General features: G+C 65.9%; 11 protein-coding genes. 4 read left to right on the top strand and 7 right to left on the bottom strand.

Annotation, left to right across the window (positions count from 1 at the left end; genetic code table 11):
- Positions 1-3: 3 nt before the first annotated feature.
- The 4 genes from BMI89_RS10965 (at position 4) to BMI89_RS10950 (ending at position 4806) form a co-directional block, all read left to right on the top strand.
- Entirely contained in the window at positions 4-1002 is a 999-nt protein-coding gene (locus tag BMI89_RS10965; RefSeq protein ID WP_078570949.1) for an ArsJ-associated glyceraldehyde-3-phosphate dehydrogenase, read from the top strand.
- Entirely contained in the window at positions 999-2276 is a 1278-nt protein-coding gene (arsJ, locus tag BMI89_RS10960; protein WP_078570948.1) for an organoarsenical effux MFS transporter ArsJ, read from the top strand. The genes BMI89_RS10965 and arsJ overlap by 4 nt, the downstream gene beginning before the upstream one ends.
- Positions 2277-2365: 89 nt before the next feature.
- On the top strand, positions 2366-4042 hold the full coding sequence (locus BMI89_RS10955) for an AMP-binding protein (RefSeq protein WP_246832017.1): 1677 nt from the start codon (positions 2366-2368) through the stop codon (positions 4040-4042).
- Positions 4039-4806, top strand: coding sequence for an enoyl-CoA hydratase-related protein (locus tag BMI89_RS10950; RefSeq protein WP_078570946.1), 768 nt, complete (start codon positions 4039-4041; stop codon positions 4804-4806). Before BMI89_RS10955 ends, BMI89_RS10950 begins: the two co-directional genes overlap by 4 nt.
- Positions 4807-5173: 367 nt before the next feature.
- Here the strand turns inward: BMI89_RS10950 and BMI89_RS10945 are convergent, their stop codons facing one another.
- The 7 genes from BMI89_RS10945 to BMI89_RS10915 form a co-directional block, all read right to left on the bottom strand.
- Complete coding sequence (locus BMI89_RS10945) at positions 5174-6016, bottom strand: dipeptide ABC transporter ATP-binding protein (protein WP_078540628.1); 843 nt, start codon at positions 6014-6016, stop codon at positions 5174-5176.
- Positions 6013-6846 (bottom strand): ABC transporter ATP-binding protein, encoded by an 834-nt coding sequence (locus BMI89_RS10940; RefSeq protein WP_078520872.1) that lies wholly within the window; start codon positions 6844-6846, stop codon positions 6013-6015. Before BMI89_RS10940 ends, BMI89_RS10945 begins: the two co-directional genes overlap by 4 nt.
- Positions 6847-6850: 4 nt before the next feature.
- Entirely contained in the window at positions 6851-7750 is a 900-nt protein-coding gene (locus BMI89_RS10935; protein ID WP_078570945.1) for an ABC transporter permease subunit, read from the bottom strand.
- 5 nt (positions 7751-7755) lie between these two features.
- On the bottom strand, positions 7756-8763 hold the full coding sequence (locus BMI89_RS10930) for an ABC transporter permease subunit (RefSeq protein ID WP_078520874.1): 1008 nt from the start codon (positions 8761-8763) through the stop codon (positions 7756-7758).
- 160 nt (positions 8764-8923) lie between these two features.
- Positions 8924-10522, bottom strand: coding sequence for an ABC transporter substrate-binding protein (locus BMI89_RS10925; protein ID WP_078540627.1), 1599 nt, complete (start codon positions 10520-10522; stop codon positions 8924-8926).
- A gap of 222 nt (positions 10523-10744) precedes the next feature.
- The gene (locus BMI89_RS10920; RefSeq protein WP_078520876.1) at positions 10745-11623 is read right to left on the bottom strand and encodes a transglutaminase family protein; all 879 of its coding nucleotides are present in this window, start codon (positions 11621-11623) and stop codon (positions 10745-10747) included.
- A 4-nt stretch (positions 11624-11627) separates the two neighbouring features.
- On the bottom strand, positions 11628-14063 hold the full coding sequence (locus BMI89_RS10915) for a circularly permuted type 2 ATP-grasp protein (RefSeq protein ID WP_078570944.1): 2436 nt from the start codon (positions 14061-14063) through the stop codon (positions 11628-11630).
- Positions 14064-14075: the final 12 nt, after the last annotated feature.

Raw genomic sequence — 14075 nt, 5'->3', positions numbered from 1 at the left:
ACCATGACCACCTACGCCCTCAATGGCCTCGGCCGCATCGGGAAACTCGCCTTGAAGCCGCTTCTGGAGTGCGGCGCGAAAATCGCATGGATCAACGACGCGGTGGGCGATGCGGCGATGCAGGCGCATCTGCTGGAGTTCGACTCCGTTCATGGCCGCTGGGACGCGGAGTTCGCGAGCGACGCGGAGAGCGTCACCATCGACGGCACCCGCCTGCCCTTCATCGGCACGCGCAAGATCGAAGACCTGCCGCTGGACGGGGTCGACGTGGTGATCGACTGCACCGGCGTGTTCAAATCCGAGGCAGCACTCGCCCCCTATTTCGCCGCTGGCGTGAAGAAGGTTGTCGTCTCGGCCCCGGTGAAAGACGGCCCGACCGCGAATATCGTCTATGGCGTGAACAATGACGCCTATGACCCGGCTGCGCATAGCATCGTGACGGCGGCCAGCTGCACCACGAATTGCCTCGCCCCGGTGGTAAAGGTGATCCACGAAAACCTGCGGATCAAACACGGGTCGATCACGACGATCCATGACGTGACCAACACCCAGACCATCGTGGACCGCCCCGCCAAGGACCTGCGCCGCGCGCGCTCGGCGCTCAATTCGCTGATCCCGACCACGACCGGCTCGGCCACCGCGATCACGCTGATCTATCCCGAACTGAAGGGGCGGCTGAACGGCCATGCCGTGCGCGTGCCGCTGCTCAACGCATCGCTCACCGATTGCGTCTTCGAGGTGGAGCGCGAAACGACCGCCGAAGAGGTCAACGCGCTGTTCAAGGCCGCCGCGGAGGGCGATCTGACCGGTATTCTCGGCTACGAGACGCGCCCGCTCGTGTCCTCGGATTACACCAACGATATCCGCTCTTCGATCATCGACGCGCCTTCGACGATGGTGGTGAACGGCACGCAGGTGAAGGTCTATGCGTGGTATGACAACGAGATGGGCTATGCCTACCGACTGGCCGATGTCGCGCTGATGGTGGGGGCGTCGCTGTGACCGACAACCCCGCCAGCCGCCCCGAAGGCTTCTCCGCCTATATCGCGGTGACGGCGGCCTATTGGGCCTTCATGCTCACCGATGGCGCGCTCAGGATGCTGGTGCTGCTGCATTTCCACACGCTGGGCTTCTCGCCGGTGCAGCTGGCCTACCTGTTCATCCTCTACGAAGTCGCGGGAATGGTGACAAACCTCTCGGCGGGCTGGATCGCGGCGCGGTTCGGGCTGGTCTCGACGCTTTATGCGGGGCTGTCGCTGCAGGTCGTGGCGCTGATCGCGCTGGCGCAGCTGAACCCGTCCTGGGCGATCGGGGCCTCGGTCGCCTATGTGATGGTGGTGCAGGGCCTCAGCGGGGTTGCGAAAGACCTTGCCAAGATGTCCTCGAAATCGGCGGTGAAGCTGCTGGCCCCCACCGGCAAGGGCGGGCTGTTCAAATGGGTCGCGGTGCTGACCGGGTCGAAGAATGCGGTGAAGGGCGTGGGTTTCCTGCTCGGCGCGGCGCTGCTGGCCGCGCTCGGCTTCGATTACGCGGTGGTCGCGATGGCGGTGGTGCTCGCTCTGATCCTCGCCGCGATCGTCGTGGCGATGCCGCCGGGCCTGCCGCGCGGGCGCAAAGGCGCGAAATTCTCGGAAGTCTTCTCGAAATCGGCCAATGTGAACTGGCTCTCCGCGGCGCGGGTCTTCCTGTTCGGCGCGCGCGACGTCTGGTTCGTCGTCGGTATCCCGATCTATTTCTACGCGGTCCTTTCGGACGGCACACATGCAGGCGACCGCGCGGCCTTCTTCCTCGTGGGCACCTTCATGGCGCTCTGGATCATCCTTTACGGCGCGGTGCAGGCCGCCGCCCCGCGCATCCTGAAGGCCCAATCCCGCCCCGAGGGCGCGCTGATCGGGGCCGCGCAGCACTGGGCGCTGGCGCTGCTCGCGGTGCCTGCGCTCCTCAGCGCCGCCGTGCTGATCGACCCGACGCCGTCGCTGTGGCTCAGCACCGTGCTGGTCGTGGGTCTGCTGGCCTTCGGCGCGATCTTCGCGGTGAATTCGTCGCTCCACTCCTATCTCATCCTCGCCTTCACGCAGGCCGAGCGGGTGACGATGGATGTGGGCTTCTACTACATGGCCAATGCGGGCGGGCGGCTGATCGGCACGCTGCTGTCGGGGCTGAGCTACCAGATGGGCGGGCTGCCGGCCGTGATGATCACCGCGACGGTGATGGTGGGTTTGAGCGCGCTGGCGGCGGGGCGGCTTGGGCCCGATGCGACCCTCACGAGCCCGTGAGCAGAGATGGACATTCCCGGCTCTGCGCGCTTTGGTAGCGCGCGGAGGAGAGCGGCCCCCGCGCCGCTTGCAAAATGGGAGGAGAGCCGGTGCTGTCACGCGGCAAGGATTACGCGGCCACGCGGGCTGCGTTTCGATGGGACATACCCGAACGCTACAATATCGGCGTCGACACTTGCGACAAATGGGCGGAGCGAGAACCAGATCGCGTCGCCCTGATCGAGGTCGAAGAGGACGGCTACGGCGCGGTGCGCGAGACCACGTTTGGCGCGTTGCGCGAGGCATCCAACCGCTTCGCCAATGTGCTGGCCGGGCTGGGCGTGGGCGGCGATGGGCGCGAGACCGGCGACCGGGTGGCGATCTTGCTGCCGCAACGCCGCGAGACCGCCATCGCCCATATCGCGGCCTTCAAGGCGGGCTGCGTCTCGCTGCCGCTGTTTACCTTGTTCGGCCCCGAGGCCCTGCTGCACCGGCTGCGCGACAGCGGCGCGCGGGTGCTGGTGACGGACCCGGCGAGCTACGAGGTAATCGCCGCGATCCGCTCCGAATTGCCCGATCTGCAGACCGTCTTCGTCACCGATGACGGCGGGACCGGCGCGGAAGGCGTGGCCGATTTCAATGCGGCCCTCGCCGAGGCCTCGCCCGACTTCACCCCCGTCGATACCAGCGCCGAGACCCCCGGCGTGCTGATCTATACCTCGGGCACCACGGGCAATCCGAAGGGCGCGCTGCATGCCCATCGCGTACTGCTGGGCCACCTGCCCGGCGTCGAGATGAGCCATGACTTCCTGCCGCAGAAGGGCGACCGCATCTGGACGCCCGCCGATTGGGCGTGGATCGGCGGGCTCTTGGATGTGCTGCTTCCGGCGCTGCATCACGGCGTGCCGGTCGTGGCCTGCCGTTTCCGCAAATTCTCGGCCAAAGCCGCGGCCGATCTGATCCGGCGGCTGAGCGTGCGCAACGCTTTCTTGCCGCCCACCGCGCTGAAGATGATGAAGGCCGATCCCGAGAGCCTGTCGTGGAGCCTCGATATGCGCTCGGTCGCCTCGGGGGGTGAACCGCTCGGCGCGCAGCTCCTCGACTGGGGGCGCAAGGCGCTTGGCGTCACGATCAACGAGTTCTACGGCCAGACGGAGTGCAACATGGTGGTGTCCTCCGCCGCGAGCCTCGATGCGCCCGAACCCGGCGCGATGGGCTGGCCAGTGCCGGGCCACGAGGTCGCGATCATCGACAGCGCCACGGGCGAACGCTTGCCCGATGGCGAAGAAGGCGCGATTGCTGTGCGCGCGCCCGACCCGGTGATGTTCCTTGGTTATTTCAATCAACACGACGCGACAGAGGCGAAATTCGTGACCGGCCCCGAGGGGCGCTGGCTGCTGACCGGCGACCGGGGCGTCAGCGGCGACGGCGGGCGGCTGCGCTTCAAGGGGCGCGACGACGATATCATCTCGACCGGCGGCTACCGTGTCGGCCCCGCCGAGATCGAGGACTGCCTGATCTCGCATCCGGCGGTGCAGATGGCGGGCGTCGTGGGCCAGCCCGATCCGCTGCGCGGCGAGATCGTCGCGGCCTTCGTCACGCTCTGCCCGGGTCACACCGACACCGAGGCGCTGCGCGACGACCTTGCCGCCCATGTCCGCGCGCGGCTTGCGAAATACGAATATCCCCGCGCGATCTACGTGATCGACGACATGCCCGTGACCACCACCGGCAAGATCATCCGCAACGCGCTACGCGCCCGCCTACCCAAGGAGCCCGCCCTATGAGCCCCGTCCTCTTCGAGACCCGCGGCAAGATCGCGATCATCACCCTCAACCGCCCCGGGCGGCGCAACGCGATCAATGCCGAGGCCGGCCACGCCCTGGCCGAGGCGGTGGCCCGTCTGGAAGCGGATGACGCGCTGCAGATCGGCATCCTGCGCGGCGAAGGCGCAGTGTTCTGCGCAGGGATGGACCTCGCCGCTTTCACCGAAGGTAAGGTCGAGGAGTTACTATTCGCTGAAGGCGGTTTCGGCGGCCTGACCGAGTCCCATCGCAGCAAGCCGATCATCGCCGCCTGCCATGGCGCCGCGCTCGCAGGTGGGTTCGAACTGGCCTTGGGCTGCGACATGATCGTCGCCGAAGAGGGCTGCCGCTTCGGCCTGCCAGAGGTGCTGCGCGGTCTGGTGGCGGGCGCGGGCGGCGCGCTGCGGCTGGCGAGCCTCGTCCCCCCGGCCCGGGCGCGCGAATTGCTGCTGACGGGGCGGCTGTTCGACACGGCGGAAGCGTGGGATCTGGGCCTGATCGCCCGGCGCGCCGAGGCCGGACAGGCTTTTGACGCGGCGCTGACGCTGGCCGAGGAGGTCGCGAAGAACGCGCCCTTGGCCCTGCGCGAGACCCTGCGCCTGTCGCGCGAGATCGAGCGCCGCGCGGTCGACCCGCTTTGGGAGGAGAACGCGCGGACCTTGAAAGCCGTGATGGCGAGCGAGGACGCAGCCGAAGGCGCGCGGGCTTTCCTGGAGAAGCGCGCGCCGGCGTGGTCGGGGAGATAAGGGACGCGCCCGAGCCTTGGGGTGAGCCGTGTCTCGGAAGGCTTCCAGTGGAAGGCTTCAGCGGCGAACGCGCCGCGCGTCGCGGCGCAGGGGGCGCTTGTGTTTGGCGAAGAGGGACGCGCCCGAGCCTTGGGTGGGCGCGTTGATGCGCTTGTGGCTGGGCGCTTTATCTCTCAACCCCGCATGTCGGTGATGCTCGCGATGACATCGCCAATGCGCCCTCCCGGGGGGAGGGTCGGGCGCGGCCCGGGCTGGTCGCCCGGGCCAAGGTATGGGCCACAACCCCCTCACAAATAGAAAAGGCCCGAGGCGCATCGCCCCGGGCCCATGTCTCAACTCCAAGCGGCCCTAAGGCACCGCCATGCCCTCAGCTCTCCGCAGCCAAGAACGCCTTGCGGCGCTCGACCCGCTCGCGGATCTTCTCGACATCGGCGATCGGCGTCGCCGCCAGCAGGGTCTTGGTATATTCGTGCTGCGGATTGGCGAAGATCTGATCGCGCGAGGCGTATTCCACCACCTCGCCCGCATTCATCACCATCACATCATCCGCGAAATAGCGCACGACCGAGAGATCGTGGCTCACGAAGATATAGGACAGGTCGAACTCGTCCTGCAGGTCTTTGAGCAGGTTCAGCACCTGCGCCTGCACCGACAGATCGAGCGCCGAGACCGGCTCGTCCAGCACGAGGATCTGCGGGTTCAGCATCAGTGCGCGCGCAATCGCGATCCGCTGGCGCTGACCGCCCGAGAACATGTGCGGGTAGCGGTTGTAGTGCTGCCGCTCCAACCCGACCTTCTCCAGCATCTCCTCGGCGCGCTTGCGGCGCTCCTTGGCGGGGATGTCGGTGTTGATGATCAGCGGCTCGGTCAGAACCTCGCCCACCTTCTGACGCGGGTTGAGCGACGAATAGGGGTTCTGGAAGACGATCTGGACCTTGGCGCGCAGCGCGGAGGTCACCTTGGTTTCCTTGATGTCGATCTTCTCGCCCTGAATATACAGATCGCCCGAATTGGCCGGGTCGATCAGCGTCAGGATGCGCGCGAGCGTGGACTTGCCGCAGCCGGATTCGCCGACGATAGCCAGCGTCTTGCCCTGCTCGAGCGAGAACGAGATTCCGTGCAGCGCCCGGATCGTCTTCGCCCCGCGCAGAAACCCGCCCGAGACGATGTAGTCGCGCGTGATGTCGCGCCCTTCGAGGATCACACTCATTGCACGCCCTCCCAGCCATCGGCGACGGTCAGCAGACGGTCCCCGGTCGCGTTCTCCGGCAGCGCGGCCAGAAGCGCGCGGGTGTAGGGATGCTGCGGGTTCTCGAAGAGTGAGAGCACGTCGGCCTCCTCCAGTTTGCGGCCCTTGAACTGGACCGAGACGCGGTCGGCGGTCTCGGCCACGACGCCCATGTCATGGGTAATCATGATCAGCCCCATGCCGTATTCCTCCTGCAGGCTCATCAGCAGATCGAGGATCTGCTTCTGGATCGTCACATCGAGCGCGGTGGTCGGCTCGTCGGCGATCAGCAGGCGCGGCTTGCAGGCGATGGCCATAGCGATCATCACGCGCTGGCACTGCCCGCCCGAAAGCTGGTGCGGATAGCTGTTCAGCCGCCGTTCGGGATCGGGGATGCCCACCTGTTCGAACAGCTCCAGCGCGCGTTTGCGGGCATGCTTGCCCTTCAGTCCGAGGTGACGCGTCAGCACTTCCTCGACCTGATAACCGCAGGTGAAGGAGGGGTTGAGCGAGGAGATCGGCTCCTGAAAGATCATCGAGATTTCTTTCCCGATGATCTGGCGACGTTCGCGGCCCGACATTTTCAGCATGTCGCGCCCGTCATAGGTGATCTCGTCGGCCGTGATCGTCGCGGTGGGCGGCAAAAGCCCCATCACCGCGAGCATCGAGACCGATTTGCCCGAGCCGGATTCGCCCACGATGGCGAGCACTTCGCGGCCCGAGACTTCGACATCGATCCCGTCCACGGCGCGGAACGCGCCCTGAGCGGTGTCGAATTCGACGGTGAGATTGCGGATTTTCAGCAAGGACATTGGCTTAGCTCCGCTTCAGTTTCGGATCGAGCGCGTCGCGAAGGCCGTCGCCCATCAGGTTGATCGCCAGCACGGTCACGAGGATCGCGAGACCCGGGAAGGTCACGACCCACCAGGCGCGCAGGATGAACTCGCGCGCTTCCGACAGCATCGTGCCCCATTCCGGCGTCGGCGGCTGCGCGCCCATGCCGAGGAAGCCAAGCGCCGCCACGTCGAGGATCGCGTTCGAGAAGCTCAGCGTGCCCTGCACGATCAGCGGCGCGAGGCAGTTCGGCAGCACCGTGCGGAACATCAGGCGCATATGGCCCGCGCCCGCGACCTGAGCGGCCATGACGTAATCGCGGTTCTTCTCCGACAGCACCGCGGCGCGGGTCAGACGCGCGAAATGCGGCTGATAGACGATGGCGATGGCGATCATCGCGTTGATCAGCCCCGGCCCCAGCACCGCCACGAAGACAAGCGCCAGCAGCAGCGACGGGAAGGCGAGGATGATATCCATCACCCGCATGATCACGGTGTCGACCCAGCCGCCGAACCAGCCGGCGAGCAGGCCGAGGATCACCCCCACGGAGAGCGCGAGCAGCACGACCATCACGCCGATGAACAGCGAGAAGCGTGCGCCGAACAGAAGGCGCGAGAGGATATCGCGCCCGACCGCATCAGTGCCCATCAGGAAGGTGCTGTTGGCATCATGCGTCAGCGGCGTCGCCAGAAGCGCGTCGCGGAACTGCGTGTCGGGGTCGAAGGGCGAGATCAACGGTGCCGCAATCGCGGCCAGCGCGATCAGGGCGAACACCACCAGACCGATCACGGCCCCACGGTTTTCTTTGAAATAGAACCAGAACTCGGCGAATTGCGCGCGGCGCGTGCCGGCCGGAATATCGGTTTCGGTCACTTCGGACATGTCACTCACCTATGCCGGATACGCGGGTTAATCAGACCGTAGAGCAGGTCCACGATCAGGTTCACGAACATCACGATCAGCGCGATCATCAACAGCCCGCCCTGCACGGAGGGGTAGTCACGCCGCGAGATCGAATCGACCATCCATTTGCCGATGCCCGGCCAGGAGAAGATCGTCTCTGTCAGGATCGCGCCCGCCATCAGCATACCGACCTGCAGGCCGATCGTGGTGATCACCGGGATCATCGCATTGCGCAGCGCATGGACGCCCACGACGCGGCGCGGCGGCATCCCCTTGGCGCGTGCGGTGCGGACGTAATCCTCGCCCAGCACTTCGAGCATCGCCGAACGGGTCTGGCGCGCGATCACCGCGAGCGGGATCGTGGCGAGCACGACTGCCGGCAGGATCAGGTGGCTCAGCGCCGAGGTCAGCGCGCCGGATTGCCCCGACATCAGCGCGTCCCAGATCATGAAGCCCGTGCCGTTGGGGAAATAATACATCAGCGAGATGCGCCCCGAGACCGGCGTCCATTGCAGGATCCCCGAGAACAGGATGATCAGCAGCAGGCCCCACCAGAAGATCGGCATCGAATAGCCCACGAGCGCCGTACCCATCGTCGCCTGATCGAACCACGAGCCGCGCTTGATCGCGGCCAGCACGCCGATCGGCACGCCGATCACGACGGCGAGGAACATCGCGCAGACGCCCAGCTCCAGCGTGGCCGGGAACAGCGCGAAGAACTCGCCCAGCACCGGCTTGTGGGTCACGAGGCTGTCGCCGAGATTGCCGTGGGCGAGTTGCCAGATGAAATCGAGATATTGCTGCCAGAGCGGGCGGTCGAAGCCGAGCTGATGCGCCAGCTCGGCATGGCGTTCGGGGCTCAGCCCGCGCTCGCCTGCCATCAGCAGCACCGGGTCCCCGGGCAGCACCCGAACGAACCCGAAGGCCACGATCGTGATGCCGATCAGCGTGGGGATCAGCCAGAGGATCTTGCCGATTATGAAACGTAACATGTCACCGGTCCTGTTTGCGGTTCTCTTCGGAACCTGTGGGGAGCCCCTGCCCGCCGCACCCAGTTGCGCCAGCGGTCATCGGTCTCCGATGTTTGGCCCCTAAAAGTATTGCGAGGCGCCCGGTCTCCCGGACGCCCCAATCACGCGGGTATTCTCAGGATCACTCCGAGATGTCCACCCCGTAGAAGTCGTGACCGCCCAGCGGGCTCATCACGTAGCCGCTGACTTTGGTCGACATCGGCATGAACACGGTCGAGTGGGCGATGGTGTCCCACGGCGCCTGCTCTTTGAAGACTTCCTGAGCCTGCTCATAGAGCTTCGTGCGCTCGGCCTGATCGCTCGATTGACGCGCCTTGGTGATCAGATCGTCGAATTTCTGATCGCACCAGAAGGCACGGTTCGCACCGCTTTCAGCCGCCGAGCAGCCCAGCAGAACCGCGAGGAAGTTGTCCGGGTCGCCGTTGTCGCCGGTCCAGCCGAGGATCACCGCACCGTCACGGGTCGGATCTTTCGACTTCTTCAGATACTCGCCCCACTCGTAGGAGACGATGTTCGCAGTCACGCCGACCTTGGCGAGATCCGATTGCATCAGTTCCGCGGTGCGGCGTGCGTTCGGCATGTAGGGCCGCTGCACGGGCATCGCCCAGATGTTCATCTCGAGATCTTTCACGCCAGCCTCGTCGAGCATTTTCTTAGCCTGCTCAGGATCGTAGGCGTCGTCCTTGATGTCCTTGTTATAGGACCACATGGTCGGCGGGATCGGGTTCTTGGCAACCTGGCCAGCGCCCTGGAAGACCGCGTCGATGATCGCGTCCTTGTTGATCGCCATGTTCAGCGCCTTGCGGACTTCCGGCTTGTCGAACGGCGCCTGCGTGGTGTTGTAGGCGAGGTAAGCCACGTTCAGACCGGGCTGCTCGTCGACCTTGATGTTCGAGTCGTCCTTGAGCGCCTGAATGTCGGCCGGCGACGGGTACGGCATGATCTGGCATTCGCCCGCCTGCAGCTTCTGCATGCGCACCGCCGGATCGGGGGTGATCGCGAAGATCAGATCGTCGACCGGGGTCTTGCCCTTGAAGTAATCCGGGTTCGCTTTGTAGCGGATCACGGCGTCCTTCTGGTAAGCCACGAAGGAGAACGGACCGGTGCCGACCGGCACGTTGTTGATGTCGGCCTTGCGGTCTTCACCGGCGAGCTTGTCGGCATATTCCTTCGACATGATCGACGCGAAGTCCATCGCGAGGTCGGCAAGGAACGGCGCGTTCGGCTCGGACAGGGTGAACTTCACCGTGTAATCGTCGACTTTCTCGATCGATTTGATGATCGTCGGCATGTCCATGCCGGCATAGTATTCATAGGAAACGCCCGGCGCGTAAGCGTAATAGGGGTTGTCCTTGTTGCCCTGACGGTCGAACGAGAAAATCACGTCATCGGCGTTGAAATCACGGCTCGGGGTAAAGCCCTCGACCGAGTGGAATTTCACGCCCTTGCGCAGGTTGAACGTGTAGGTCAGGCCGTCGTCGGAGACGTCCCAGCTTTCTGCGAGGCCCGGTTCGATCTCGGTCGTGCCCGGCTTGAATTCCACGAGCTGGTCGTAGACCGGGTGCGACGAGGCGTCGAACGTCGTGCCCGAGGTATAGGGCGCGGGATCAAAGCCTTCCGGCGACGCTTCCGAGCAATAAACGAGCGTCTTGGCGCCGGCTCCGCCTGCGGTCATCATCACCGCGGCAGCCCCCGCCAAAAGCATCGAGCGAATGGTCATGGTCTGTCCTTCCTGTTGGTTGGTCTTTTCGTGAGTGCTGCCGCCCCCTCCGGTCGCACAGTCGCGACATCGTGGGACGGTTCAAACACAAACTGGTGAGGAGTAAATCGTGCTTTGATCACGTGGTCAATGAATGCCGCGACGTCGCGGGTCACGAGCCAGTGAAGCTTTCGTGCGAATCCCTCGGCGCGCCGCACCGTCGCGCGCCGGGGTTGCGCGGCCTCAATCGAGCGGGATTACATCCACCGCCTGCGCGCTTTGCTGACCGCCCGCGCCGCGCATCGCCCCGCGCAAAGGCGGCACGTCGTCATAGTCGCGCCCGTAGCCGACGGTGATGTAATCCTCGCCCGCATATTGATTGTTGGTCGGATCGAACTCGACCCAGCCGGTCTCGGCGCCCGCCCAGGCCCGCACCCAGGCATGCATCGCATCCGCGCCTTCCAGCCGGGGCTGGCCGGGCGGCGGATAGGTGCGCAGAAAGCCCGAGACATAGCCCGCAGGGATCCCCACCCCGCGCAGGCAGGAGATCATGATATGGCTGAAATCCTGACAGACGCCGTGGCGGTTCGCGAAGGCCTCGGCTGCGGGCGTGTTCACATCGGTCGCGCCCGCATCAAAACGCATCTCGCGGTGCAACGCGCGGCCCACCGCCTCGATCGCGCCGCGCGCGGTCTGGCCCGGCTGCAACTGTGCCTGAGCGAACTCCGTCATCTCTTTCGTCGGCGCCGCACGGCGTGAGGCCGCGAGGAAATGATGCGGTGCATTGGGCGCGAGGCTGCGGAATTGGGCGATCTCCTGCGCCAGCTCCTCGCGCGGCGAGGACAGGTCCAGCCCCGGCTCCGCGAGCCCCCGGTCAATCTTGGCGTTGAGGGTGACGCCAATCTCGGCAATCGGCGCGTGCCAGACCGCCGAGGTCATCGTATTGCCAAAGAAATCGCGCGAGTCGTGGCGCTCATCGGGCGGCGGATCGAAGCTGAGCAGGCGCGACGTGACCGTCTGCATCCCCGCAATGTCCGACGGCAGCACCCGCAGCAGCGTCCGCGCGTGATCGGAGGGAGCGTTATACCGGTAGCTCAACTTTAACTTCACCTCGTAACGCATGCGCTTACCTCAGATATTTCTGCGACACGAGATCGGAGAGCCGGAACAGGTCCGACCGGATCTGCTGCAACATCTGGGGCGTGACCTCTTCTGGTTCGATCACCGAGAGCTGGGTGCGCAACGGCATCAGCGCGCGCAGCAGATCGCCCGGACGCCCGGCCACCTCAGCCTCGGGAAGTTCATCAAGAAGACCCTTCAACCGATTGAGATGAAACAGAATTGCGCGCGGGTTGGCAGCGTCGAGCACCAGCAGGTCCAGCACCGTCTCCAGATTGGTGCGCACCCGGTAGCGGCGCTGGTGGGTGATGACGCTGTCGGCCACCTCCACCGTCAGATCGAGCGCGCCTTCCGGCGCATCCTCGGCGGTGAAACGGATGAGCAGCGCGGCAATCCCGTCGGCGCGCTCCAGCGCCCGCCCGATCGACAGGAAGCGCCAGCCCTCGAAACGATACATGTTTTCGTGCACGAGACCGGAGAACCCGGTGATCTTGCGCAAGAGCACCCCCATCGCGCGCGCCGTATCGTCGCCGGGGCGCGCGGTGCTCACCATCCCGCGGGCGGTCTTCGACAGGTCCTTCAGCGCCAGCCAGCCATCGGTCGAGAACCGGTCGCGCACTTTCGACGCACAGGCCTGCGCCGCATCGAGCCGCTGCAAAAGCGCATCGGGCACGGGTTGCGAGATGTCGAAACCATGCGCGCCGAGGAACTCCGCCAGACGGGCCAGCCGCGCGTCTTCCGGGCTGCCTGTCGCGGCGAGGCGCAGGTGATAGGCGCGGATCACCCGGATCGAGTCTTCGCAGCGTTCGATATAGCGGCCGAGCCAGTAGAGGTTGTCGGCTGCCCGCGCGGGCAGCGTGCCGGGGATCTTGCGCCGGAAGGCGCCGGTCTGACGCGGTGCCATGCTCGCCGAGGGCACCGGCTTGTCCGAGACGATCCAGACATCGGCCACGGCGCCGCCCTGCTGCATCGACAGCGCGGTCGCATCGCCCTCCGGTCCGATCCGGGCATAGCCGCCCTTCATGAACTGCCAGCCCTGCGGCGTGCGCGCCGCAAACACCCGCACCGTCATCGGACAGGGCCGGACCGAGCCGCCGCCCTGCCCGTCGTCATGCCATGCGGGTGTCGTGGACAGCGTCACCGCCTCCTGGCCCACCAGATGCCGACCCTCGGCCTCCAGCCAATCCGCGATCGGCGCCTCCGCGCCCGAGCGGAACTGCCCGCCCAGCGCGGTCGCGGCATCCAGATCGAAGGGCAGGTTCACCGCCATCGCAGGGCCGATCATCATGGTCTCGGCATTGGCGCGGACATGAGCACGCTCTGACGCGCCGCCGCACCACCATGTCGCGATATTGGGCATGGCGAGCGGCTGCCCCGTCAGCACCCGCGAAATCTTCGGCAGGAAGGCCATCAGCGCGCGGGTCTCCAGTACGCCCGCGCCCAGCGCATTGACCATCGCGAGATTGCCCTCGCGCACCGCCTCCATCAGCCCCGGCGTGCCGATCTGGGTGTCGGGGTCCATCTCGAGCGGATCGACGAAGCCCGCATCCATCCGCCGCCAGAGCGCGCCCAGGGGTTGCGGCCCCTCGATCGTGCGCACCATCGCCTCGCCATTCTGCACCAGCAGATCCTCGCCTTCGAGAAGCGACAGGCCGAGGTAGCGCGCGATATAGGTATGCTCATAGTAGCTGTCATTGGCCGGGCCCGGCGTCAGGATCGCGGCGCGGCGCATATCTCCCTCGCCCCGCCCCGCAAGCGTCTCCAGCGCGGCGCGGAAATCGCCAAAGAAGGTGGCGAGCTTATGGATATGATCGCGCGGGAAGCTCTCGGGGAAGATGCGCCCCGTGGCCATCCGGTTCTCCAGCGCAAAACCCGCCCCCGAGGGCGCCTGTGTGCGATCCCCCAGCACGAACCACGACCCGTCCGGTGAGCGCCCGATCTCGAAGGCGAGGAAATGCAGGTAATTCCCCCCCTTGGGCTCCACCCCCACCATGGGGCGCATCCAATGCGCGTTGCCTGCGATCAGCTCGGGCGGCAGGTGCCCGTTCGAGACGAGATTTCCCGGCCCGTAGAGGTCGGCCATCACCGCCTCCAGCAGATCGGCGCGCTGTGCCAGCCCCTCGCAGATACCCGACCACTCGCTTTCATGCAGGACGACGGGGATATGGCTCAGCGGCCATTCGCGTTCGGCCAGAACGTCATTGGAATATTGCCGGTAATAGACGCCCGCGTCCCTCAGGTACTGATTGGCGCGCTCGAAGCGCTGCGGGATTTCCCCGGGTTCGAGCTGCAGGAACTTCTCCACGAAGGGCCGCCAGACGCGCCGCATCGCACCGGAGCGTTCGAACAGCTCGTCGGCCACGCCCGGCACGGGCGCATAGCCCGCCAGAAGCGGGTGCTGTTCGAGCGGGCTCGCAGCGTCGGACGTATCGGGGCTTTGCATCGGGTCTCCGTT

Source organism: Thioclava sp. F36-7, assembly GCF_002020075.1.
Classification (GTDB): domain Bacteria; phylum Pseudomonadota; class Alphaproteobacteria; order Rhodobacterales; family Rhodobacteraceae; genus Thioclava; species Thioclava sediminum.
The sequence above is the reverse complement of the archived record's forward strand: the minus strand, read 5'-3'. Positions and strand labels throughout refer to the sequence as shown.